Raw genomic sequence first — 22,798 nt, 5'->3', positions numbered from 1 at the left:
CTCATCCACCACTTACTGGTTCTATGAAAGCAACTTGGTCACCAGATTTGATGATTTCATGGTTTTCTGCAAACTCTGCATTGATTGCAATCATGACAGAATCCAAGTTCGTAAGGGAGTATTGGGTTTCTAGCTGTTTTTTTAATTCAGATACAGTAATGGGCGTCTCCATCCATTGAATGGTCCCAGTTCCAAGCTTCTCTTTTAGATTTGCAAAAAATAATAACTCTACCACTCTATCTCACCTCTTGGTTCCCCACTAACGTACGCAACCGTTTCTTTTTGATTTCCAATCCACTTCTCTCCATCTTCCCAATGCTCTTTTTTCCAAATGGGGACAATTTCTTTTAATCGTTCTATTGCATACCGACTTGCTTCATAGGATTCAGCTCGGTGGGGAGTAGAAACTGCTATGACAACAGCAATATCCGTAATTTCTAACCTTCCAATTCTATGTGTTATGGCTACCCTACTATCGGGGTATTTTTTCTTTATTTCGTCGCCAATTTCACCTAATTTTTTTTCAGCCATTGTGACGTAGGCTTCATATTGTAAATAAAGCGTCTTTTTCCCATGAGTGAGTTCTCTAACTGTCCCGATAAATGTATTAACTGCTCCTGCATTCGGATGTATGACTTGACGAACGACCGATTCAATCTGAATCGGTTCCTCAGTTATGTTAAAATGGCCTTTCATGTTAATCACCTCTTACTCGTGTACATTCAATTTCATAACGTCAACCAATTGACCGGACTTCAACTCTATTTTTCCAGGAGGAATCTTGATCAGAACTTCGGTATCTTTGATTGAAACGACGACACTTGACTGGTCAACACCAATCGGTGAAACGTAGACCTTTCCATCTTCAACCCAAACTTCTCCTCGAACAAATCGGGGAAATGACCCCATATTTTGAAAATCAACTGCGAGATAAGCCTTAAATTCTGGTAAGTAGTAATCTGGCTTTCCTTGCATCCCCCACAAGACTGGTCGTACAAATAATTCAAATCCAGCAAAACAAGCACCTGGGTTTCCGGATAGAGCAAATAAAAATTGGTTGTTTCGAACACCAACTGTAGTTGGACTTCCTGGACGCATTTTTAATTTATTAAAAAGCATTTCTCCATCCCAATTACGGAAGATATCCACTAATATGTCGTAATCGCCAACCGAAACACCACCGGTCGTGATGACAACATCGACTTTTTCAAATGCTTTTAAAATTTTTTCTTTTGCAACGCTGATTTCATCGGGAACTTGATCCATTACAACCACCTTAGCTCCCGCATTTTTCACCTGAACAGCAAGCATGTAGCTATTACTATTACGAATTTTTCCTGGCTGTAACTCCTCATCGACTTGAAGGAGTTCAGAACCCGTTGAGAGGATAGCGACAGTTGGTTGCTTGAACACCCTGACCTTTGGAAAACCAAAAGTGGCAAGCAAGGCTTGCTCACCAACTCCCACTCTTCTTCCAACCTCTAATATTGGTGTACCTTCTTTAATTTCAGCCCCTCTTTCGGTTACGTTCTCACCTTTGGAAACAGCTTTCTTTATTACGGTATAGGTTTGCTGTCCATCAATGACCGTTTCGGTATCTTCTAATTTAATGACAGCATCTGCCCCTTCCGGAAGAGCAGCACCTGTCATAATTCGAGAACATGTCCCCTGAACAACCGTTTTAGATGCTACATCACCACATGCGATTTCTTCCACCACTAAAAGCTGCATTCGCTGACCTGCTATTGTATCCTTAGAGCAAACAGCAAAACCATCCATTCCTGAACGTCTAAAGTTTGGCACAGGATGAGGAGCGTCTATTGATTCAGCTAGTCGTCGTCCCTCACTATCTATAAGGCTCACCCATTCTGCTTCTTTTGGTTGTATGAATGGAACGATTTTTCTTTGTGCATCTTCAACCGTTATGGGTTGTCGGTTAAATCTCATGGTTTGTTTCCCCCAATTGTTCATCTTGATTTAATGCTTTGTCTTTCCCCTTAATAAATCCAGACTATGAGGAAGTATAGGCTTTATAATTGAAAAGCATTCTTTCACAGCTTTCGTACTTCCTGGAAAGTTAATGATGAGCGTTTTTCCTCTAATCCCTGCAACGGCACGAGAAAGGATAGAAAAATTCGTTCTAGGAAAGGCGACCATCCGCATTGCTTCAGGAATACCAGGAACCTCCCTTTCAATAACTGTTTTCGTTGCTTCTGGCGTTATATCTCGCTCTGCCAATCCAGTTCCACCTGTCGTTAAGATAAGGTCGCACTTCGAATGATCTGCTAATGAAATTAGACTTTCTTCTATTTGGTTGAAATCATCTGGGATAATTAGAGTTGAAACAATATCTCCTCTGATTTCCTTAGCTAACTGTGCTAAGAGAGGGCCACTTTCATCTTTTCTTTCTCCTTTGGAACCTTTATCACTTATGGTGACAATGGCTACTCTCCACATATGGAAGCTCCATTCGTTTCAGGTGTGAGCTTTCTAACATACTTACCACTTTTACCACCAGTTTTACTCTGCAAATAGGTCGGTCCAATCACCATATCTTTGTCGATAGCTTTACACATATCATAAATCGTTAAAGCAGCGGCACTTACTGCAGTCAGAGCTTCCATTTCAACACCCGTTTTCCCTGTTGTTTTGACCGTTGCTTCAATTTCTATTTCATGCTCAGAAATCTCTTGAAATTTCAGGTCAATTCCAGATAAGTCAAGTGGGTGGCACATAGGGATCCATTCGGATGTCTTTTTGGCTGCCATCACACCAGCAATTTGTGCCACCCCTAATACATCGCCTTTTCCAATCTGATGATTCTTTATTTTAGCCATCGTATCTATTGACATCGTAATATGACTTTTAGCAACAGCCACTCGATCTGTTATCCTTTTATCTGTTACATCTATCATTTTGGCTCGCATTTGTTCATTAAAATGACCCCATTCACTGCTCAACATAATCACCTCATCATTTCCCTTGTCTACGTAATCCCCATTATAGAAATGAAGCTTATATTAAGATGTGACATTTATCACACAGTTTGTTTCATGATGAAATAACCCCTCTTGTTTTATCTATGATGTTTAATCAAAAAAAAGACTGGTTTTCCCCAATCCCATGATTCAGGAAATCCAGCCAATTAGACATTTCTATTCACTATCCTGTGTGATGTTAAAAAACATATTTTCATCCTGTTCCTTTGAGGAGCTTTGGTCAGATTTCGATGATTGCTTTTTTCCCATTTCCCCATCGGACTCATAGCTCAATTTAAAATGCGTATCCTCTTTTTTGCGCATGTTGTAAAACTCCTTTTTATGGGTCTTATGTTTACCTTTCGTAATCGTGTTAAAAACTATGTTTGTTTTTTTGTAGTATTTTTCTCCGGATTTTACCAGGGGTTAGTTTATTGGAGGTTTACTGGAATGAGAGCTGAAGTGGACAATAGTGGAAGCCTGTAGTAATCGTTTGAACTCAGTTCGTGGTGGAATGGGCACTAGTCGTTCTATAGTGACCGTTTCGACTCTGTTCTAAACAAAACGGGCACTAGTCACGCCTATTAGTGACCGTTTCGACTCTGTTCTGAACAAAACGGGAACTAGTCACCCCCTATAATGTTTGCCCATAATGAAAAAGAAAATTAAGTCTTAGACAACTCTTATCCGATTCAGTTAAAATGAGATAACAACATAAAATGGAAGGATGTTCACCTTGGAATCGTTCTTAAATGAACAAGTTACAAGCTTACAAATATCAGGAATCCGCAAATTTTTTAACTTAGTTTCTGAATATGATGATGTCATCTCCCTAACAATTGGAGTTCCAGATTTCCCTACACCAGAACATGTTAAAGAAGCTGCCATTCAAGCCATACATAACAACATTACAACGTACACACATAATGCAGGTCGATTGGATGTTAGAAGAGCAGCCTGTGCATATGTACAAAAAAAATATAATCTAGCCTATCAAGACGATGAAGTGATTGTGACGGTGGGTGCGAGTGAAGCGATTGATATTAGCCTAAGGACAATTTTGCAACCAGGAGACGAGGTTATATTGCCTGGTCCTGTTTACCCAGGATATGAGCCGCTTATTACGTTAAGCGGAGGAAAACCTGTACATGCGGATGTGAGGCAAAATGGGTTTAAGTTAACCGCTGAAGTCATTCAAACTTATTTATCTGATAAAACAAAATGTATTATTCTTCCTTACCCGTCTAACCCAACAGGAGTGAGCTTGTCTGAAGAAGAACTACAAGATATTGCAAATCTGTTAAAAGGAAAAAATATTTGGGTCTTAGCTGATGAGATATATAGCGAACTTACCTACGATCGTAAGCATGTTTCCATTGCAGAGTTCATAAAAGAACAAACCCTTGTCATCAATGGATTGTCAAAATCTCATGCTATGACAGGTTGGAGAATTGGTTTACTCTTTGGTCCTAAAGACACTACCCAACATATCTTAAAGGTTCATCAATATGGTGTTAGTTGTGCAACTTCCATCTCACAAATGGCTGCACTGGAGGCATTAACTGAAGGAATAGATGATGCACTGCCGATGAGGGATGAATACAAAAAGAGAAGAGATTACTGCCATAATGAGCTCCTTTCCATGGGGCTCAATGTAGTGCAGCCTGATGGTGCGTTCTATTTTCTCGTTCCTATACCAAATGGTGAACCATCCTTTCAATTTGCTACAAATCTCCTTCAGCAGCAAAAGGTTGCCGTTGTCCCGGGTGATGCATTTTCTGACTTAGGTGAAGGATACTTTCGAATGTCTTATGCGTGCTCGATGGAACAACTAGAAAAAGGTCTAAATGGAATTCGTAAATATTTAAGCAAATAAAAATAAAGCGCTGAATGACTCAGCGCTCTTTTTTTATGATAAATTCCCATTTTTTCGTTTTGCAGCTCGTTGCTTTTTTGCCTTCTCTTTGTGAAGTTCGTTAGCTCTTGCGCTCCCGATTTCCTTAGAGAATTCTGTATCTCTTACTTCAGAGTCAAACCCTTTTTTATTTTTTTGCTGTGGGTCATTTTTCTTATCTCGTTTTGCCATCGTGATCCCTCCTACACTTATTGTGCGAAAGGATCGCTTCACTATCCCTATAAAGATTTGGCAGCTATTCGCCCCAATAATGGTACAGTGCTTGAGTTCCTTTATCCCCTAGTCCCTTTTCGGCCAGTGATTGATACATTTCTTCGGCTAGCGTAAGCCCAGGAAGAGTTAGCCCCATCCGTTTTGCCTCTTCAATGGCAATCCCCATATCTTTAATAAAATGCTTCATATAAAATCCAGGTTCAAAATTTCCTGCGAGCATTCTTGGTGCCAAGTTTGACAATGACCAGCTTCCTGCTGCCCCACCTGTGATACTTTTTAATACTGTTTCTTCGTCTAAGCCTGCTTTTTTAGCATAGACTAACGCTTCACAGACCCCAATCATATTTGTAGCGATTGCAATTTGATTACACATTTTCGTATGTTGACCTGCACCAGCTGGCCCTTGATGCACAATATTTTGCCCCATACATTCTAGGATTGGAAGAGCTTTTTCATATGTATCTTGGTCACCACCTACCATAATGGATAATGTCCCTTGCTTAGCACCTACATCTCCTCCTGAAACAGGTGCATCAAGAGAGTCATGTCCTGCTACTTTAGCTGCCTCGTAAATTTTGCTTGCCAATTCTGGCTTTGAAGTGGTCATATCAATAAATAAAGAACCATTACTTGCGTGTGCTAAAATTCCATCTTCTCCAAAGTAAACGGACTCAACATCGGTTGGATAACCCACCATCGTTATTATGACATCACTATTTTGGGTAACTTTAGCAGGTGAAGAACACCAAACCGCTCCGTTTTCAATCAATAAATTTGCTTTTTCATTTGTTCGTGTATAAATATTAAGTTGGCCAAACTTCCCTAATAAGTGACTAGCCATACTTTGTCCCATTACACCAAGACCAATAAATCCGATTCTTTTCATTTTTTTCTCCTCTTTCCTGGATTAAATTCTAGAAACCATTTTTCTTTCATGAGAGAATAAATCTATTGATAGCCTTAGTTTACCATATTTTATCGATATTTCCTTTTACGAAATATATTGGAGGTGTACATGTTGACCTATCATAAACAGATCTATGTTTGGAATGGAAACACCAATCAAAAGGCAACTATTCGCCAGTATAATGAAACAGACTTTGAGGGATTGATTGATGTTCAGCAAGAAGCTTTTCCACCACCATTTCCGTCAGACCTTTGGTGGAATAAAGATCAATTACAAAATCATATCTCACTGTTCCCTGAAGGCGCTTTGTGTGTAGAGATTGATGGAAAAATTGTTGGGTCTATGACGGGACTGATTGTTGATTTTGATCCCAACCATCCCGACCATACTTGGGAAGAAGCAACCGGAAATGGTTATATAGAAAATCATAATCCAAATGGCAACACTCTATATGTAGTAGATATTTGTGTTCGTCCTTCTTACAGAAAGTATGGACTAGGTAAGTGGCTTATGCATGCTATGTATGAAACAGTTGTGGAGTTAAAACTCGAGCGACTTTTAGGTGGAGGAAGATTACCTCATTTCCATAAATATGCTAATGATCTATCTATTGAAAATTACGTTGAAAAAGTGGTTAAAGGCGAACTTTTTGACCCTGTTATTTCGTTTCTACTTCGTTGTGGAAGAATGCCCGTACATATCGTAAAGAACTACCTGGAAGATGAGGAATCCCATAATTATGGGTTATTGATGGAGTGGAAAAATCCTTTTAAATAAAGGGGATTATTTTGAACCGGGACAAGAGTGTTCCGGCTTTTGTTTGGTTTTTAGTGTCTCACCACCAAAACTTGGACATAAACCACTTTTATGTTCTAGTTTTCAGTACCCTAATACCAAAACTTGGACATAAACTACTTTTATGTTCTAGTTTTCCTTCTCCTGACCTCAGAACTTGGACATAAACCAAATTTATGTTCTAGTTTTCCTTCTCCTGACCTCAGAACTTGGACATAAACTACTTTTATGTTCTAGTTTTCCTTCTCCCGACCTCAAAACTTGGACATAAACCACTTTTATGTTCTAGTTTTCCTTCTCCCGACATCAAAACTTGGACATAAACTACTTTTATGTTCTAGTTTTCCTTCTCCTAACACCAAAACCTGCACATAAATCACTTTATGTTCTAGTTTTCAGTACCCTATCACTAAAACCCGGACATAAAACAATTTTATGACCTAGTTTTCAGGACAACATCTACAAAACCCGGACATAAATCACTTATACCCCAAGAAAATACAAAAGCCGGCACTAAGCCGGCTAAAAAGGGGGGAATGAGAAAATAACAGCAATTACTTATGCTTGTTGTTTACTATTCTATTCCCCAATTGTTAAGAACGAAACATAAATCTCATTACAATTTAATTACAAACTAATAACGCGCTCAATTTCTTCTAAAACATCCTCAACAGATGCCATATTGATTACCCTATCTGAAAGTTTCTTCATATCCTCAACTGTCAAACTGCGAATTAAGGAGCGTGCTTTCAAGACAGAAGTAGCACTCATTGAAAATTCATCTAGACCTAGTCCAAGTAAGATTGGAATGGCTTTTTCATCTCCTGCCATTTCTCCACACATTCCTGCCCACTTACCATTTGCATGAGCAGCATCGATTACCATTTTCACTAATCGTAGAATGGATGGATTGTATGGTTGATACAAGTAGGATACTTGTTCATTCATCCGGTCAGCAGCCATTGTGTATTGAATTAGATCATTTGTTCCGATACTGAAGAAGTCAACTTCTTTCGCAAATTGATCAGCAAGTACAGCTGTTGACGGAATTTCAACCATAATTCCGAGTTCAATGGAATCAGACACATCGATTCCCTCAGCAGTCAGGTTTTTCTTTTCTTCTTCTAAGATGGCTTTTGCTTGTCTAAATTCATCGATGGTCGCAATCATCGGGAACATAATTTTGAGGTTACCGTATGTGCTTGCTTTCAGTAACGCTCTTAATTGTGGTCGGAAGATATCTTGCTGCTCTAAACATAGTCTAATTGCCCGGTAGCCAAGGAATGGATTTAATTCTTTAGGCAGGTCTAGGTATGGTAACTCCTTATCCCCACCTATATCAAGTGTCCGAACAACTACAGGCTTTCCTTCCATACCCTCTAAAACTGCTTTATAGGCTTCAAACTGTTCTTCTTCAGTCGGTAGGGAATCTCTACCCATGTAAAGGAACTCGGTTCTGTAAAGACCAATACCCTCAGCACCATTTGCAATAACACCTTTTAGGTCTTCAGGAGTACCAATATTAGCTGCTAATTCAACATGGTGTCCGCAAGCAGTTACCGTCTTTTCATTAACAAGCTTTGCCCATTCTTGTTTTTGTTTCTCAAAGGCTTCATGTTCTTTTTTATACTTTTCAATTACTTCAGGAGTTGGATCTATGTAAACCTCTCCATTTAAACCATCGACAATCATCATCGTTCCATTTTCAACGCGTGCTGAAACTTCTTTTGTTCCAACGACAGCAGGAATTTCCATTGATCTTGCCATAATAGCTGAGTGTGAGGTTCTTCCACCAATATCTGTGGTAAATCCTTTTACATACTGCTTGTTTAGTTGAGCTGTATCTGAAGGTGTTAAGTCTTCTGCTACAATAATCACTTCTTCAGCAATCATGCTTGGTGTAGGCAACTCTACACCCTGAAGATGAGCCTGGATTCTCTTTGTCACGTCTCGAATGTCAGCTGCTCTTTCCTGCATATATTCGTTATCCATTTGTTCAAACATTTCGATGAACATGGACGCAGTTTCATGAACAGCATATTCAGCGTTGACTTTCTCAGTCTCAATCTTTTGTTTAATAGGACCGATAAATTCTGGATCATTCACAACGAGAAGGTGCGCTTCAAAGATGGCTGCTTTATCTGCGCCAAGCTCCTCATGTGCTTTGTTTTTAATAGCCTCTAGTTCGCTAGTGGATTTTTGAATAGCCGAAACAAAGCGTTCTGTTTCATCTTGGGTGTTATCAATTGTTCTTTTCGTTACGGCTAAGTCTGGTTCTACTAATTTATAAGCTTTACCAATCGCAATCCCACTAGAAGCAGCGATCCCTTTTAGAAGGTTTAACATTACTCAGCAAGTCCCTCTTTTTTTAGAGTTTCTTCAAGAGCACTGATTGCTTCATCAGCATCGCTACCATCTGCGCTAATTGTAATAGAAGCTCCTTTACCAACTCCTAATGACATAACACCCATAATTGACTTTAAGTTGACTTTCTTTTCTTTATACTCAAGCTGAATTTCTGAATCAAAGCGACTCGCAGCTTGAACTAAAAGAGTTGCAGGTCTTGCGTGCAATCCTGTATCAGAAGTAATAGTGAAAGTTTTTTCTGCCATAATAATCATTCTCCTTTTATTAAAAATGGGAATGTTTCCATTCCGAATTTCATTAGTTAGACGACACTGAAAACAATTATGTTTTCTAGAGTCATTCCTTAAATTATCTGATTCTGCCCCTTACGTCAACTATTAAAGTCACCAAAGTTTCTCCTTTCTTTATTTTAAGCGCTTGCATTTAAAACATGTATGAAATCTAGTCGAATACACAAAAAAAACTCACATATCAAAGTATGTGAGCTCGAACATTTATTATTTAGCAAATACATGATTTCCAATTGTTATCGTTGTTTGTCTTGATAGAATCCATTTATTCGTAATTTTCGCTGGATTATAGAAAAATACTGATCCTTTACCTTGACCTCTAAATGCAATGGCTTCTCTTACAGCACGATAGCTTTCAGCGTCTGCAGCTTGATTGATTTGTCCATTTGCAACTGGAGAAAAAGCATAGTAACCGTTTGATTTTTCATAGATTACACCCTTTACAGTGTTCGGGAAGTCCTTATGATCCACTCTATTTAATACAACTGTTGCTACGGCTACTTTTCCTGCGTAAGGCTCACCTTTTGCCTCAGCATGCACTAACTTGGCCATTAGGTTGATTTCTTCTGTTGTTAATGTAGAAGGTAGCTGAATTTTTTGTCCTGGGTAAATCCAGTTCGGGTTAAGATTTTGGTTTAAGCTAATAATAGATGGTAAGGAAACTCCATATGCCTGACTAATCTTAAATAAAGTATCTCCACTCTTAACTGTATGAACAGCTCCTTGAGCAGAAGTGCTTGTCCCAAGTCCAAAAAGGGATGCGCTAATTAAAGCAGTGATGACTAATTTTTTCATGATGTATTTCTCCTCCCAGAAAATTCGTACAATTCTAGGCTACCAGTTTAATAGATTAGAAGCATTAAATAAAAAATGGCTAACCAGCTAAAATCTCCCATTCGCATTTGGAAATTATGGGGACTTTTATGCCAAATAATAGTATGGAAACCAATTTACCGGTAAAAATCTAGGGAATCTCTGGGGTGAGAGTCCATTTTTTCCTGCTATATAATAATTTGTTGTTTATTATATTACAGTTAGTTTACAGTTTAATAACCTAATCTCTGAAATTGTAAAGTATCCAAGTTAGTCACTAACTCCTTGGTTCGTCAGTATATTGATACATACATCCACCACCTCTAAGGGCAGTTCCACGAAAGTGCTTAAAATCCTCTCTTTTCGTTAAAACTTCTCTGAATGTCATGAAATCTTCCTTTTCTACTGAAATAACTTCTAAAATACCTTTTTTTAGTTCATCTAACAGATGTTGGGCTTGTTGTTTATCCATGTTCATCCTCCATTTATAAATTTTTTTCTTAGTGAAGACAATTTCTTCCCTCCACCATCATTAATAAAGATTAACAGAGTGAATTTTTGAAAAATTTCCAAAAAAACCTTTACGAATGATTCAAAATCATGCAAAATATTCATAAGACTCTTTCGAGAGACAAAATAAAGAGTCTATCCCAAACCATATACATAAAGAATTATATAAAGGGGAGATAGGTTTGAAAAGAGCTGAAGTGGGGAATATCATTGAATTCCGCAACGGCTTAAGAGGAGTCGTTGAAAAAGTAAATGAGAATTCTGTGATTGTGGATTTAACATTTATGGATAATTACCGCGATCTTGACCTGGAGCAAAAAACCGTGGTTAATCATAAAAACTATAAAGTATTAAAAGAATCCATATAACTATCATAATTGAAGAGCAGAAGGTTAACCTTCTGCTCTTCTCTATTTTTCCGTATCCTTTTTTAATTCTTTAAATGATTTCACTTTCCCATGTGGGTTCTGTGATTCTTTTCTGACTCTCCACATTCTTTCCTTTTCATTCTTCTGAAATGTCACAGTATTCTCACCTTCCTCTCCCATAACTAATTCTTCCACTTTTATGGTACAATGGGGTTTGTCTAAAAATTATTAGTGGATTGGGTCTTCATCCATTAAAGTACCAAAACTTAAATAGAAGTATTCATAGTTTGATTTGGATTAAAGGAGAAGTTATATATGATAACGGGGAGAAAGGAATTATTTTCTGTACTATTCGCTATATTAGGGGCGCATATATTATTAAATTTTGCCTTTGATGATAAAGATATATTTTGGTATATGTTTTCTGGAAGTGCACTTGTCCTTATAAGTGTCGCCGTATTAAATGGACGCGTTCAGGATGAGTTACCTGCATTAAAGTTTCTATTATATGGTGTTGTCTCAGGTATTGTTTTGTATGCCTGTTTCTTTGTCGGCTATCACATTATAGATCTTATACAACCTTCTATGACAAAGGATGTCACTAAGTTGTATAAAAACTATGCTCCACAAAATATATGGCAGTATATTGCCCTCATCTTATTTGTAATCCCTGGTGAGGAGATTTTTTGGCGAGGATTTGTATTTGCCAAGCTACGTACTCAATATTCGGTTTGGTATTGTATGATTGCCTCCAGTGCACTTTATGCTTCGGTTCATATATATTCGGATATGTGGGTTCTTGTTTTCGCAGCATTTGTAGCAGGATTGTTTTGGAGCTTCCTTTACTACTGGAAAAAAAGCATGCCACTACTAATCGTGTCACACTTGGTATTTGATATCCTACTATTTTGGGTTTATCCCCTTCAATAATGAAAACAGAGGTTACCTGTATGGTTCCCTCTGTTTTTTTATTGTTTTCTTATTCGGTCATAAGGTCTCATCCATAAAAGAATTAAGAAAGCTAATCCTATATACCCAAATACTGGATATAGTATAGAAAGTAATGTTCCATACTCCACTATACTTATAAAATAAGTGATAATAAAGATGATGGAAATAATCCAAGTACTTTTAATGGGAAGATATTGCTTGATTTGTCGCTCTAATCCAAATGTATTCCCAATAACGGAAGTGAAAATTTCACCATAAATAATGATGATAAAAATCCAAAATAGTCCACCTGCCAATGTCTTCATCATAATAGCCATCGGGATTTCATATAACGTGACATGATCTAACATAACTAGGGTGAAATGACTAGAAAGTAAAATAAGCGTTAGTAATAAACCGCCTAATCTCCCTCCCCATTTCACTATATCTTTATCGTTAATTTCACTAGCCACAGGAACTAACACTGCCTGGGCTAACGAGAGGTTTAAGGCCGTATATGTAAATGGAGAGAGCACAGACTTCCAACCATCATCCTGTGGTGGTATCCACATGACATGTTCAACGAAATCAGGGAGACGCATCGACAAAAACATTAACAAGAAACTAAAAGCCACCATCATTGGAACAACAAACGTATTTACCGCAAATAAACCCTTTGTGCCAACAGCTAGTACTAATATGGCTAGAAATATGGTACCAAACACCCCAATTTCCCTAGGAATATTCAATTGCTCTTCAAATACAGCTCCTGCACCAGATAGCATCACAGCATTTACACCTAATAAAATAAAAAGCATCAAAACGTTAATACCTGTCCCAAATATCCTTCCAAATAAAACGATATTTAGCTCTTGATAGGATTTACTACCGGTTTCAATGGCTACAAGCATTAGCTTGGTTCCCATTGAAATAAAAAGGTATCCACCTAAGATCATCCCTAATAAACCGATGAACCCAAACCGTGTAAAAAACTCTACAATTTCTTTACCCGTCGCAAACCCTGCACCTACTATGGTCCCTACATAAACAGCGGCCAATTGTATGGACTTGTTCCATTTTCCCGACATTTACTCACCTTCTTCCCTTACCATGTATATGTGACCTTGTCCAAAGCTACCACAAAAATTAGAGATTATGATTCTGGAAACGATTAGACTGAATGGTAAAACTAAATACTTGAAAGTCAAAAATGGTCAAAGTATAATAAGGTCAAAGATAGTCAAAGTCGAACTAAACTTTTTATACTTAAGGAGGATGTTAGGATGCTTTGTCAACAATGCCATACACGTAACGCTACCATTCATCTTCGTTACCAATTAAATAATCAAGTCAATCAAGCACACCTCTGCCAAGAGTGTTATCAAGGAGTTATGAACTATGCTGGAAAGAATGAAAACAACCATTTATTCGGCAAAAAGGATTCGAATAACCCTTGGATTCATATGAAAAAAGAACAACCATCTCAACAAAAACAATCATTCTTAGATCAACACGCAAAGAACCTTTCATCTCTAGTAAAAGAAGGTCGCATTGATCCTGTCATTGGACGAGATGAAGAAATGGAACAAGTCATTGAAATTTTGAATAGAAGAAATAAGAATAACCCTGTATTAATCGGTGAACCTGGCGTAGGTAAAACAGCGATTGCTGAAGGACTTGCACTAAAAATCGAAGAAGGTTCTGTTCCAGAGAAGTTGCTGAATAAAATGGTTTATGTTTTAGATGTGTCTTCCTTAGTTGCAGGAACTGGAATTCGTGGACAATTCGAAGAAAAAATGAAGCAACTCATTGAAGAAGTCCAAGAAAATACTGACATTATTCTTTTCATTGACGAGATTCACCTGCTCGTAGGCGCAGGGTCAGCAGAGGGTTCAATGGATGCAGGAAACATTTTAAAGCCAGCCCTTGCTCGCGGTGATCTTCAATTGATTGGCGCTACAACGTTAAAAGAATATAGAAATATCGAGAAAGATGCAGCACTCGAAAGAAGATTCCAACCTGTTATGGTAAAGGAACCAACCATTGCGGCAACAAAAGAAATCCTTCTCGGGCTAAAATCTAGGTATGAAGATTATCATAAGGTCTCTTATACGGATGATGCGATTGAGGCCTGTGTACAGCTTTCACACAGATACATTCAGGATCGATTCCTACCTGATAAAGCGATTGACCTTTTAGACCAAGCTGGATCCAAAGTACAATTAGATGTCAACAAAGGTTCCGTAACTGAAATAAAGAAACAGCTATTAACACTACAAAAGAAAAAAGAAGAAGCTCTGAAATTAGAGCATTATGAAGAAGCTGCAAAGCTAAGGGATCAAGAAGATGAGTTATTAAAACAACTTAAGAATGCAAATGACACTGAAGAAAAACCTGTAGTAAGTGTTGAAGTAATCCAACACTTGATTGAAAAAAAGACAGGTATACCAGTAGGAAAGCTTGAGAGTAATGAAAACTTTAAACTACAAAACCTTGAGCGGACAATGAAAGAAAAAGTAATTGGACAAGATGAGGCCATTCAAAAGGTTGCGAAAGCTGTCCGCAGGAGTCGGGCCGGATTAAAACCGAAAACCAGACCCATTGGTTCATTCTTATTTGTCGGACCAACAGGAGTAGGTAAAACTGAACTTGCCAAAACCTTAGCTCTTGAATTGTTTGGTACGAAAGATGCTCTCATTCGTCTTGATATGAGTGAATATATGGAGAAACATAGTGTTTCTAAGATTATTGGTTCACCTCCAGGTTATGTTGGCCATGAAGATGCAGGGCAACTAACAGAAAAAGTACGTCGAAACCCGTATAGTATTATTCTTTTAGACGAGGTTGAGAAAGCACATCCAGAAGTGCAACATCTCTTTCTTCAAATACTAGAAGACGGTAGACTTACGGATAGCCAAGGACGTACGGTTAGCTTTAAAGATACGGTGCTAATCATGACTTCAAATGCTGGTGTGACCGATATTAAGTCCTCCACCCTTGGCTTTAACCAAACAACTGTGGAGGAAGAATCGAATATCCTTGAAAGCCTTGGTAGTTACTTCAAACCGGAGTTCTTAAACCGTTTTGATAATATCATTCAATTTAATAAGCTAAAGGAAACAGAATTGGTTCAAATAGTAGATATCCTTCTAAAGGAGCTGGAGGATACTCTGAAACTAGAACAAAAAATAAATGTACAAGTGTCCGAAGAGGCTAAAAAAATGCTGGCTAAACTAGGCTATCACCCTCAATTTGGAGCAAGGCCACTTAGAAGAATGATTCAAGAAAAGGTTGAAGACCCAATCGCAGATTTATTGCTTGAAGGCTCTAAGATTGAAACAATTGTAATTGATGCACAAGATGACAAATTGATAGTTGAAGCAAGGTAAATATTATGTCTCTAAGATAAGGGAAGTGGATTTCCACTTCCCTTTATTTTTTTGTGGCTGCTTGCTTTAATTTTTTTATTCGCACATCTGGAGTCTCATTTCGCACATTTTCTTAAAAATTCGCACGTTTTTTTCGAATTTCGCACATTTTTTAATATTTTCGCACATTAGACAGGAATTCCATCCTAATTTCGAGTTATCCCCGCATAACCGGTACTCTCCACCTCATCTTCTTACTGTCTTCTCCCATTTCACACAAAAAAAAACAGTGTTTTTCGAACAATCTTCGAAAAACACCGTTCATATGAGTTTTACTTACTAAAATTACAGCTTCGTATCATCAACAGACTCTAACCAGCTGTTAATCTCATCTACAACGGATTCAACACATCCGTCTTCAAATGGAGATATTAACCCAGCGTCTTTAACAAGCTCTATAAAGGATTTGCTACCACCTTGTTTACATAGTTTCACGTAGCTTTCCCATGCTTCTTCTTGGTTATTTTGCGCTTTCACCCAATATTGGAAAGCACAGATTTGTGCCAAGGTATAGTCAATATAGTAGAATGGAGAACCATAAATGTGACCTTGTCTTTGCCAGAAAGCTCCACTTTCTAAGTATTCATTTCCATCATAATCTCTGTGGGGTAAGTATTTCTTCTCTAAGTTTCTCCAAGCTTGATTTCTTTCTGCTGGGGTTGCCTCAGGATTTTCATATACCCAATGTTGGAATTCGTCTACAGCTACCCCATAAGGTAAGAATTGTAGCCCTGAGCTTAGGTGAGAGAACTTATATTTTTCTGTTTCTTCTTTAAAGAATAATTCCATCCATGGCCAAGTAAAGAACTCCATAGACATAGAGTGGATTTCACATGCCTCATGTGTTGGGAATTGATATTCTGGAACTTCATATTGTCTACTAGAGTATACTTGGAACGCATGTCCTGCTTCATGTGTTAATACGTCTATATCACCGCTGGTTCCGTTAAAGTTTGAGAAAATGTAAGGAGATTGATAGTCGGCAATATATGTACAGTATCCTCCGCCAGCTTTCCCTTTTTTAGCTACTAGATCCATTAAATTATGGTCTATCATAAACTGGAAGAATTCATCTGTTTCCTTAGAAAGCTCTGCATACATCTTCTTACCATTTTCAATAATCCATTCCGGATCACCCTTTGGTGTTGCGTTTCCAGTTGTGAATTGTAGGTTCTCATCATAATATTTCATTTCTTCGATGCCAATGCGCTTACTTTGTCTTTCAATTAACTTTGTGGAAAGGGGAACAATATGCGTTTCCACTTGTTTTCTAAAGTTAGCAACCATTTCAGCATCGTAACCAACACGCTGCATTCTAGCATAACCCAGTTCAACAAAGTTTTTAAACCCTAGTTCTTTAGCAATCTCAGTTCGAACCTTTACTAGGTCATCATAGATTTGATCTAATTTATCCTTATTTTCCGCCATGAATCCAAATCTAGCATTAGAAGCTTTGATTCTCATATCACGATCTTTTGATTCCATAAAAGGTCCTAATTGTGCTAATGTTCTTTCCTCACCTTCGAAATCAATCTTTGCAGAAGCGAGCAACTTCGTGTATTCTGTCGAAAGTTTGTTTTCTTTCTGAAGCAAAGGAATGATCTCAGGCTTAAATGTTTTCAATTGAAGCTCAGCTAATGCAAACAATTGTTTACCCCATTTTTCTTCTAACTGAGCACGGAATGGGGAGGCAACTAATACTTCGTAAAAGCTAGACTGCAACCCTTGTAGTTCTGGACCTGCTTCATCCATAAAGTCTTGCTCTGCCTTGTAAAATTCATCTTCGGTATTGATAGAATGACGAATATAGCAAAGATTTGCCATGGTTTCCGCATAATTGCGAAGCCGGATAATTTCCTTTAAAGCTAAATCCACTTGTTCTAATGAGCTTGAGTTTTTAAATTGTTCTAATGCTTGATGAAATTCATTTTTAAAAGAATCAACATCAATTCTTTTATATTCATAATCTTGAAACTGCATATCTTTATTCTCCCTTTTATGTATTTTCATTCTCTTTATTATTTCTATATAACTTTTCATTTTCCTGCAAATCTATTTTATGTATAGTTTTAATTTTAATTTTATTTTTATAAAGTAAAATCGAGTGGCTAAACCACTCGATTACAAATTATTTTTCTTTATACTCTCCACCAATGACTTCCCAGTTTCGGTGAATTTCGGCCTTTACTGTTTTATGCTTCATAAAATAGTTGGCTAATAATTCGGTCATGTCCGTTTGAATTTCCTTAGTGATTGGCTTGTCTTTAAACATTGTATACTCTCCACCACCGCCTGCGCGATAGTTATTCATAACTACTTCATATTTTTCGTGTGGTTGAATGGGTTGTCCATTCATTTCGAGTTTAGTAATACGCTCCCCAATCGATTGGGAAACATCAATTGTATACTCTACCCCATCCCACATATCATAGTTATAATGCTGAGGCTTAGGTTCACTAAAGCTTGGATTCACTCCAATTGTGCCATCACTATTTAATTGGAAATAGGATGCCGATTGTTCTAAGGCAGCCTTCATATCTGCTCCAGATATCTCTATGACTGTTAATGTATTAGGGTACACGTAATTTGATACAAGGTCCCTCATTGTCACAACACTTGTAAATCCCTTAGAGGTATTATTAAAGAGTGCTGTATTTGAGATTTTGGCACCTGTTGCCTCCATTTGAACTTTGTTAATAAACTCTATTAGTGGATGTTTCTCGACACGTACTCTCATCGGGTCATGGATTTCCATATCCCCTTCAATGTGACCAATTGGCTGATCTAACCACTTTTGAGTTTCTTCTTCGTAGGAGTAAGTTAACTCAACAATATGTGATTCCGTCTCAATACCATCGAGTTGAATCACTTCTGAACGTTTCTTCATTATTTCCCAGGAATGTGTATTCTTCATGAAATCAATTTGTACTTTTCCAACACCTTGTCCGTTAAAAGAAGGTTGAACTACTGTAACACCATTAAGGGAATCCACAGCAATTTTTCTGTGTTGATGACCCGTTAATAGTACATCGATCCCTTGAATTTTCGAACAAATTTCATAAGCCTGATTTTCTCCTGTTAATGGTTCAGTGGGTTCACCTGTTTCAAGGTCTTTTTCGAAGCCTCCATGGTACGAAACAACTAATAAATCTGGCTGTTCTACTTCACGAATATATTCAACCCACTTTTTTGTCGCTTGAAAGGCATCTTCAAAATATAAATCTTTAATGTGGTTAGGATTTTCCCAGTTTGGAATGTAATGAGTTGTAACACCAAGAACGGCAACTTTAGGACCATCTTCAAACTCTTTCATTAAATATGGCTTACCAAAGAAAGGTTCTTTAGTTGATTTGTGTAAAATATTACAGGAAATCCAGGGAAATCTTGATTCGCTTACTGCTTGATTTAAAACCTTCATACCATAGTTAAATTCATGGTTACCAATTACACCAGCATCATATTGAAGCTCATTTAGCACTTGAATCATTGGATTTAGTTTTTGTTCTCCAAACTTTACAAAGTGATAGGTTAAAGGGGTTCCCTGAATTAAATCCCCATTATCAATAACTAGAGTATACGGGGTAGATTGCTTCTCTTTTTTTACAATAGTAGCAACTTTCGCTAGGCCCAAGTTGGCTTCCTCATTTGTACCATATGTAATAGGAAAGATATTACCATGTACGTCACTAGTTTCAAGTATAGTTAAAGAGATATAATTTTTTTCTGACATATAGACTCTCCTTTCTTCCCAACTATTTGCTTGTTCATTTACATTGTAATTACAACATTAACTTATCCAAAAAGATAAACAGCCAAAGCAAGAGCTTTGGCTTGTTTGTTTCTTATACGATTCTTTTTCTAATTGCAGCTGATAAGAAGTCAATAACCGTAACAACCACGATAATAACAAGGATAATCATACCCATTTGCTCCCAGTCACGGTTCATGTTAGCAAACGTAATCATCGTACCGATACCACCTGCACCCACGATCCCTAAGATTGTGGAAGCACGTACATCGACTTCAAAACGATAGATTGCATAAGATAAGAATTCTGGGATAATTTGTGGAATAATGCCATGGAACATAATTTGAAGCTTGTTTGCCCCATTTGCTTCCATTGCCTCCACGACTTGCATATCGATAGACTCCAGTACTTCAGAGTACATTTTTCCTAACATACCTGTTGAACCAATAGCAATTGCAAGTACCCCTGCAAAAGGATTTGGACCAACGGCAGCAACGAAAATAATCGCCAAGATAATGTCAGGGAAAGCACGAACAGCACTTAAAATCCATTTTCCAATCGTTGCTACAACTACGTTTTTTACCATATTTTGAGCTGCTAAGAAGCCTAGTGGAACAGCTAAAATTGCAGCCATAAGTGAACCAACAAAGGCAATGTAAAGTGTTTCGACCATCGCTTCCCATACAAGTGGGAAATCAGCGAATTCTGGGCTAAACAGTCTCGGAATTACTCGGTGGAAGTTACTAGCCATTCTTTCAAAGGCTCTACCCCAATCAATGTTAATTCCTAAAAATGTCCATACATAAATTAAGACAACCGCTAGTATTCCTAATACAATTTTAGCTACCTTTACAGGTGATTTCTTCTTTTTAGGAGGTAATGTTAATTCCATTAGATCAATGCCTCCCTTAACTTCTTACTAATATACTCAATAACAACAACTACAACGAAGATCACAATAATAACAGCCATTGCTGCTTCAAAGTTTCTAAAGTTTAATAAACTATTTAAAATTGTTCCGATACCACCAGCTCCTACTAGTCCTAAAACAACTGAAGCACGAATGTTAATTTCAAAGACATACAGTGTAAATGAAATAAACTGTGGTAGTACTTGAGGAACAACGGCAAATCCAATTGTTTGTATAGAGCCTGCACCAGATGCTTTCATAGCTTCAAGTGGATTCATATCAATAGATTCAATCGTTTCACTGATTAATTTAGCTAGAATTCCTAATGAGAAAATGATTAAAGCTAAGATACCAGGTAGTACTCCAATTCCAAATAGACCAACAAATACGACAGCAAGTACGATATCTGGAATTGTACGAAGTATATTCAATATTGAACGAACAAATGTATAAACAAATTTGTTCGTAGTGATATTGCTAGCTGCTAATAGACAAAGTGGAATAGTTAAAATAGCTGCAATCGAAGTAGCAATAACAGCCATTTGAATGGTCTCTGCTAATGATGCCCAAATCTTAGAAACTACAGCCCAGTTTGGTGGGAAGAAAAAACCAATAACACGTTGCATGTCTGGTATGCCACTGACTAGTTCAGGGATTGTAGATTCAGTTTTATAAGCACTCCAAAAGTAAAAACCTAGAACCACAGCAAAAATCGCAGTTATTTGTGCTTTTTTCTTCGCAGGTACAAGACTAGGTACTTTTGCTTTTGAGGGTCCCTTCTTTTCTAGGTTCACTCGTTGGCACCCCCAAGCAAATCTTCCTCTTGGATTTTTCTTCCGTATATTTGTTCGAACGTTTCCTCTGTAACATCTGAAGCTGGACCATCAAATACAATTTCACCAGCTCTCATACCGATAATACGATCGGCATACTGTAATGCCATATCTACATGGTGAAGATTGACGATGGTTGTGATATTATCTTCTTTATTAATTTTTCTTAAGTAAGTCATAACTTGATGAGATGTAGGTGGGTCAAGAGATGCAACAGGCTCGTCCGCTAAGATATACTTAGGCTTTTGAGTTAATACACGAGCAATACTTACACGTTGTTGCTGTCCTCCACTTAATTCATCTGCACGACTATATAACTTTTCTTCTATATTAACGCGCTTAAGATTTGCATAAGCTAACGCGACGTCTTCTTTTTTAAATAGGTTTAAGATACTTCTCAAAGTACCTGTGTAACCTAGTCTACCTGCTAACACATTTTTTAACACACTTGAACGTTTAACTAAGTTATAATTTTGGAAGATCATACCGATTTTAGTACGTAACTTTCTTAAATTACTACCTTTAACTTTTAAGATATCCGTTTCATCTACTAAAAGCTCTCCACTTGTTGGTGTAACAAGACGATTGATACTACGAATGAAAGTTGATTTACCAGCTCCGGATAAACCCACAATAACAACAAACTCGCCATCTTTAATGTTAACGTTAATCTTTTTTAAACCCTCTGTACCGTTTGGGTAAACAAGAGATACATCTTTAAATTCAATCACGGTTGAAAACCCCTCCAAAGCTTGCAATCTAAATTCCATAAAAGAGGGGAGACTAGGCATCTCCCCTCATGACAATCATATTTTACTCAATTAAATATTTCTATTAGAAAGAAATGGAATCTTTAAATTGGTTGTAAGTTTCTTCAACCACTTTGTACTCTTCATGTGAAGCTTCAGTGATTCCAGTCCAGTTGTATACTTCATCCATAACAGTTAACATTTCTTCATCTTCATTAAATGAAAGGAAGATTTCTTTAATTTGTTGAACTAATTCATCATCTAGTTCAGAAGTTACAGAAATAGTGTCATTTGGAATATCATCTGTGTAACCAATAACTTTAAGTTTTTCCATTACATCTGGATATTCTTCTTCTAACTCAGTACGAACATCATCAAAAGTTGTTGCAACATCAGCATCACCCTCGTATACAGCGATGGCAGCAGTATCGTGTCCACCAGCTTGCACAGTACCAGAGAAGAAATCTTGCTCAAGTGCAGTCGTACCATCTAGGTCAAACTCGTTGATAATTTGTGACGCAGGGAAAAGGTAACCAGAAGTTGATGTTGGGTCAGCGTATGCCCATACTTTTCCTTCTAGATCAGCTAAAGACTCAATTCCAGAATCAGCACGCACAACGTATTGTGCTTTGTAAGTACCGCTTCCGTAACGAACAGACTTAAGAATTACTTCAACATCGTACGTTTGGTTTGCTAAAACGTAACCGAAAGCAGGAATAAATCCTACTTGAACCTCGTTAGAACCCATTGCTTCGATTAAAGCGTTGTAGTTCGTCATTACACGACCTTCAACTTCAATGCCAAGTTCTTCAGATAGTTTTTCTTCAAGAGGTTTTACAGTATTTGCAATTTCACCAGAATCTTGTGATGGAACAAATCCCATTACGATTTTTTCAGGTTTATCGGATCCGCCTTCTGCATTTCCGTTCCCTTCATCATCAGATGTTCCACAAGCTGCTAGTACTAATGATAGGACTAACACAAGCATAAGACCGAAGATTTTCTTCATTCCTAAATCCTCCCCAAAATCTTTTGATTTTTTTA

General features: G+C 37.5%; 25 protein-coding genes. 5 read left to right on the top strand and 20 right to left on the bottom strand.

What is annotated here, in order from left to right; translation table 11 throughout:
- Nucleotide 1: 1 nt before the first annotated feature.
- From ABDZ91_RS07185 to ABDZ91_RS07160, 6 genes are all read right to left on the bottom strand, one after another.
- Nucleotides 2-235 (bottom strand): MoaD/ThiS family protein, encoded by a 234-nt coding sequence (locus ABDZ91_RS07185; RefSeq protein ID WP_343797634.1) that lies wholly within the window; start codon nt 233-235, stop codon nt 2-4.
- Entirely contained in the window at nt 229-696 is a 468-nt protein-coding gene (locus ABDZ91_RS07180) for a molybdenum cofactor biosynthesis protein MoaE (RefSeq protein ID WP_343797633.1), read from the bottom strand. Before ABDZ91_RS07180 ends, ABDZ91_RS07185 begins: the two co-directional genes overlap by 7 nt.
- A 12-nt stretch (nt 697-708) precedes the next feature.
- Entirely contained in the window at nt 709-1,947 is a 1,239-nt protein-coding gene (locus tag ABDZ91_RS07175; protein ID WP_343797631.1) for a molybdopterin molybdotransferase MoeA, read from the bottom strand.
- A 30-nt stretch (nt 1,948-1,977) separates the two neighbouring features.
- Nucleotides 1,978-2,457 (bottom strand): MogA/MoaB family molybdenum cofactor biosynthesis protein, encoded by a 480-nt coding sequence (locus tag ABDZ91_RS07170; RefSeq protein ID WP_343797629.1) that lies wholly within the window; start codon nt 2,455-2,457, stop codon nt 1,978-1,980.
- Nucleotides 2,445-2,963 (bottom strand): cyclic pyranopterin monophosphate synthase MoaC, encoded by a 519-nt coding sequence (gene moaC / locus ABDZ91_RS07165; protein ID WP_343797627.1) that lies wholly within the window; start codon nt 2,961-2,963, stop codon nt 2,445-2,447. Before moaC ends, ABDZ91_RS07170 begins: the two co-directional genes overlap by 13 nt.
- A 192-nt stretch (nt 2,964-3,155) precedes the next feature.
- A complete protein-coding gene (locus tag ABDZ91_RS07160) occupies nt 3,156-3,302 on the bottom strand; it encodes a hypothetical protein (protein WP_343797625.1) in 147 nt (48 codons plus the stop codon).
- 412 nt (nt 3,303-3,714) lie between these two features.
- On the opposite strand from ABDZ91_RS07160, the gene ABDZ91_RS07155 reads away from it, so the two are divergent.
- Entirely contained in the window at nt 3,715-4,854 is a 1,140-nt protein-coding gene (locus tag ABDZ91_RS07155) for an aminotransferase A (RefSeq protein WP_425541795.1), read from the top strand.
- Between the two features lie 33 nt (nt 4,855-4,887).
- On the opposite strand, the gene ABDZ91_RS07150 is transcribed toward ABDZ91_RS07155, so the two are convergent.
- Both ABDZ91_RS07150 and ABDZ91_RS07145 read right to left on the bottom strand, forming a co-directional pair.
- Entirely contained in the window at nt 4,888-5,064 is a 177-nt protein-coding gene (locus tag ABDZ91_RS07150; RefSeq protein WP_343797622.1) for a hypothetical protein, read from the bottom strand.
- A 64-nt stretch (nt 5,065-5,128) separates the two neighbouring features.
- On the bottom strand, nt 5,129-5,992 hold the full coding sequence (locus tag ABDZ91_RS07145; RefSeq protein WP_343797620.1) for an NAD(P)-dependent oxidoreductase: 864 nt from the start codon (nt 5,990-5,992) through the stop codon (nt 5,129-5,131).
- Between the two features lie 129 nt (nt 5,993-6,121).
- Between ABDZ91_RS07145 and ABDZ91_RS07140 the strand changes: the two genes are divergently transcribed.
- Nucleotides 6,122-6,790: a GNAT family N-acetyltransferase gene (locus ABDZ91_RS07140; protein ID WP_343797619.1), complete on the top strand. Its 669-nt coding sequence runs from the start codon at nt 6,122-6,124 to the stop codon at nt 6,788-6,790.
- A 645-nt stretch (nt 6,791-7,435) separates the two neighbouring features.
- On the opposite strand, the gene ptsP is transcribed toward ABDZ91_RS07140, so the two are convergent.
- The 4 genes from ptsP to ABDZ91_RS07120 all read right to left on the bottom strand — a co-directional run bounded on the left by ptsP (nt 7,436) and on the right by ABDZ91_RS07120 (nt 10,750).
- A complete protein-coding gene (gene ptsP / locus ABDZ91_RS07135) occupies nt 7,436-9,154 on the bottom strand; it encodes a phosphoenolpyruvate--protein phosphotransferase (protein WP_343797617.1) in 1,719 nt (572 codons plus the stop codon).
- Nucleotides 9,154-9,420, bottom strand: a complete 267-nt coding sequence (locus tag ABDZ91_RS07130; protein WP_343797615.1) for a phosphocarrier protein HPr — start codon at nt 9,418-9,420, stop codon at nt 9,154-9,156. Before ABDZ91_RS07130 ends, ptsP begins: the two co-directional genes overlap by 1 nt.
- Before the next feature lie 252 nt (nt 9,421-9,672).
- On the bottom strand, nt 9,673-10,260 hold the full coding sequence (locus ABDZ91_RS07125; RefSeq protein ID WP_343797614.1) for a cell wall hydrolase: 588 nt from the start codon (nt 10,258-10,260) through the stop codon (nt 9,673-9,675).
- A 295-nt stretch (nt 10,261-10,555) separates the two neighbouring features.
- Nucleotides 10,556-10,750 carry a hypothetical protein gene (locus ABDZ91_RS07120; protein WP_343797613.1) on the bottom strand — a complete coding sequence of 65 codons (195 nt, stop codon included), beginning with the start codon at nt 10,748-10,750 and terminating at the stop codon, nt 10,556-10,558.
- 220 nt (nt 10,751-10,970) lie between these two features.
- Here ABDZ91_RS07120 and ABDZ91_RS07115 point away from each other — a divergent pair, with 220 nt between their 5' ends.
- Nucleotides 10,971-11,156 carry a YkvS family protein gene (locus tag ABDZ91_RS07115; protein ID WP_343797612.1) on the top strand — a complete coding sequence of 62 codons (186 nt, stop codon included), beginning with the start codon at nt 10,971-10,973 and terminating at the stop codon, nt 11,154-11,156.
- 42 nt (nt 11,157-11,198) lie between these two features.
- Here the strand turns inward: ABDZ91_RS07115 and ABDZ91_RS07110 are convergent, their stop codons facing one another.
- Complete coding sequence (locus tag ABDZ91_RS07110; RefSeq protein ID WP_343797610.1) at nt 11,199-11,312, bottom strand: DUF6254 family protein; 114 nt, start codon at nt 11,310-11,312, stop codon at nt 11,199-11,201.
- 159 nt (nt 11,313-11,471) lie between these two features.
- Between ABDZ91_RS07110 and ABDZ91_RS07105 the strand changes: the two genes are divergently transcribed.
- Nucleotides 11,472-12,086, top strand: coding sequence for a CPBP family intramembrane glutamic endopeptidase (locus ABDZ91_RS07105; protein WP_343797608.1), 615 nt, complete (start codon nt 11,472-11,474; stop codon nt 12,084-12,086).
- A gap of 38 nt (nt 12,087-12,124) precedes the next feature.
- Here the strand turns inward: ABDZ91_RS07105 and ABDZ91_RS07100 are convergent, their stop codons facing one another.
- Entirely contained in the window at nt 12,125-13,174 is a 1,050-nt protein-coding gene (locus ABDZ91_RS07100; RefSeq protein ID WP_343797606.1) for a YkvI family membrane protein, read from the bottom strand.
- 195 nt (nt 13,175-13,369) lie between these two features.
- Here ABDZ91_RS07100 and ABDZ91_RS07095 point away from each other — a divergent pair, with 195 nt between their 5' ends.
- Nucleotides 13,370-15,475, top strand: coding sequence for an ATP-dependent Clp protease ATP-binding subunit (locus ABDZ91_RS07095; RefSeq protein WP_343797604.1), 2,106 nt, complete (start codon nt 13,370-13,372; stop codon nt 15,473-15,475).
- A gap of 324 nt (nt 15,476-15,799) precedes the next feature.
- Here the strand turns inward: ABDZ91_RS07095 and ABDZ91_RS07090 are convergent, their stop codons facing one another.
- The 6 genes from ABDZ91_RS07090 to ABDZ91_RS07065 form a co-directional block, all read right to left on the bottom strand.
- The gene (locus ABDZ91_RS07090) at nt 15,800-17,494 is read right to left on the bottom strand and encodes a M3 family oligoendopeptidase (RefSeq protein WP_343797602.1); all 1,695 of its coding nucleotides are present in this window, start codon (nt 17,492-17,494) and stop codon (nt 15,800-15,802) included.
- A 148-nt stretch (nt 17,495-17,642) separates the two neighbouring features.
- A complete protein-coding gene (locus tag ABDZ91_RS07085; protein ID WP_343797600.1) occupies nt 17,643-19,244 on the bottom strand; it encodes a bifunctional metallophosphatase/5'-nucleotidase in 1,602 nt (533 codons plus the stop codon).
- A gap of 112 nt (nt 19,245-19,356) precedes the next feature.
- A complete protein-coding gene (gene phnE, locus ABDZ91_RS07080; RefSeq protein WP_343797598.1) occupies nt 19,357-20,154 on the bottom strand; it encodes a phosphonate ABC transporter, permease protein PhnE in 798 nt (265 codons plus the stop codon).
- Nucleotides 20,154-20,966 carry a phosphonate ABC transporter, permease protein PhnE gene (gene phnE / locus ABDZ91_RS07075; RefSeq protein WP_343797596.1) on the bottom strand — a complete coding sequence of 271 codons (813 nt, stop codon included), beginning with the start codon at nt 20,964-20,966 and terminating at the stop codon, nt 20,154-20,156. Before phnE (ABDZ91_RS07075) ends, phnE (ABDZ91_RS07080) begins: the two co-directional genes overlap by 1 nt.
- On the bottom strand, nt 20,963-21,736 hold the full coding sequence (phnC, locus tag ABDZ91_RS07070) for a phosphonate ABC transporter ATP-binding protein (protein WP_343797594.1): 774 nt from the start codon (nt 21,734-21,736) through the stop codon (nt 20,963-20,965). Before phnC ends, phnE (ABDZ91_RS07075) begins: the two co-directional genes overlap by 4 nt.
- A 103-nt stretch (nt 21,737-21,839) precedes the next feature.
- Nucleotides 21,840-22,763 carry a phosphate/phosphite/phosphonate ABC transporter substrate-binding protein gene (locus tag ABDZ91_RS07065; protein WP_343797593.1) on the bottom strand — a complete coding sequence of 308 codons (924 nt, stop codon included), beginning with the start codon at nt 22,761-22,763 and terminating at the stop codon, nt 21,840-21,842.
- Between the last annotated feature and the right edge of the window lie 35 nt (nt 22,764-22,798).

The organism is Bacillus carboniphilus (assembly GCF_039522365.1).
GTDB lineage: Bacteria > Bacillota > Bacilli > Bacillales > JC228 > Bacillus_BF > Bacillus_BF carboniphilus.
Note: the sequence above shows the minus strand (reverse complement) of the source record. Positions and strands in the feature narration are given on the sequence as shown.

Excerpts from the sequence above, each read along its gene's own strand:
- ABDZ91_RS07180 (WP_343797633.1), bottom strand. The coding sequence starts at position 696 with ATGAAAGGCCATTTTAACATAACTGAGGAACCGATTCAGATTGAATCG.
- ABDZ91_RS07175 (WP_343797631.1), bottom strand. The coding sequence starts at position 1,947 with ATGAGATTTAACCGACAACCCATAACGGTTGAAGATGCACAAAGAAAA.
- ABDZ91_RS07170 (WP_343797629.1), bottom strand. The coding sequence starts at position 2,457 with ATGTGGAGAGTAGCCATTGTCACCATAAGTGATAAAGGTTCCAAAGGA.
- moaC (WP_343797627.1), bottom strand. The coding sequence starts at position 2,963 with ATGTTGAGCAGTGAATGGGGTCATTTTAATGAACAAATGCGAGCCAAA.
- ABDZ91_RS07160 (WP_343797625.1), bottom strand. The coding sequence starts at position 3,302 with ATGCGCAAAAAAGAGGATACGCATTTTAAATTGAGCTATGAGTCCGAT.
- ABDZ91_RS07150 (WP_343797622.1), bottom strand. The coding sequence starts at position 5,064 with ATGGCAAAACGAGATAAGAAAAATGACCCACAGCAAAAAAATAAAAAA.
- ABDZ91_RS07145 (WP_343797620.1), bottom strand. The coding sequence starts at position 5,992 with ATGAAAAGAATCGGATTTATTGGTCTTGGTGTAATGGGACAAAGTATG.
- ABDZ91_RS07140 (WP_343797619.1), top strand. The coding sequence starts at position 6,122 with ATGTTGACCTATCATAAACAGATCTATGTTTGGAATGGAAACACCAAT.
- ptsP (WP_343797617.1), bottom strand. The coding sequence starts at position 9,154 with ATGTTAAACCTTCTAAAAGGGATCGCTGCTTCTAGTGGGATTGCGATT.
- ABDZ91_RS07130 (WP_343797615.1), bottom strand. The coding sequence starts at position 9,420 with ATGGCAGAAAAAACTTTCACTATTACTTCTGATACAGGATTGCACGCA.
- ABDZ91_RS07125 (WP_343797614.1), bottom strand. The coding sequence starts at position 10,260 with ATGAAAAAATTAGTCATCACTGCTTTAATTAGCGCATCCCTTTTTGGA.
- ABDZ91_RS07120 (WP_343797613.1), bottom strand. The coding sequence starts at position 10,750 with ATGGATAAACAACAAGCCCAACATCTGTTAGATGAACTAAAAAAAGGT.
- ABDZ91_RS07105 (WP_343797608.1), top strand. The coding sequence starts at position 11,472 with ATGATAACGGGGAGAAAGGAATTATTTTCTGTACTATTCGCTATATTA.
- ABDZ91_RS07100 (WP_343797606.1), bottom strand. The coding sequence starts at position 13,174 with ATGTCGGGAAAATGGAACAAGTCCATACAATTGGCCGCTGTTTATGTA.
- ABDZ91_RS07095 (WP_343797604.1), top strand. The coding sequence starts at position 13,370 with ATGCTTTGTCAACAATGCCATACACGTAACGCTACCATTCATCTTCGT.
- ABDZ91_RS07090 (WP_343797602.1), bottom strand. The coding sequence starts at position 17,494 with ATGCAGTTTCAAGATTATGAATATAAAAGAATTGATGTTGATTCTTTT.
- ABDZ91_RS07085 (WP_343797600.1), bottom strand. The coding sequence starts at position 19,244 with ATGTCAGAAAAAAATTATATCTCTTTAACTATACTTGAAACTAGTGAC.
- phnE (WP_343797598.1), bottom strand. The coding sequence starts at position 20,154 with ATGGAATTAACATTACCTCCTAAAAAGAAGAAATCACCTGTAAAGGTA.
- ABDZ91_RS07065 (WP_343797593.1), bottom strand. The coding sequence starts at position 22,763 with ATGAAGAAAATCTTCGGTCTTATGCTTGTGTTAGTCCTATCATTAGTA.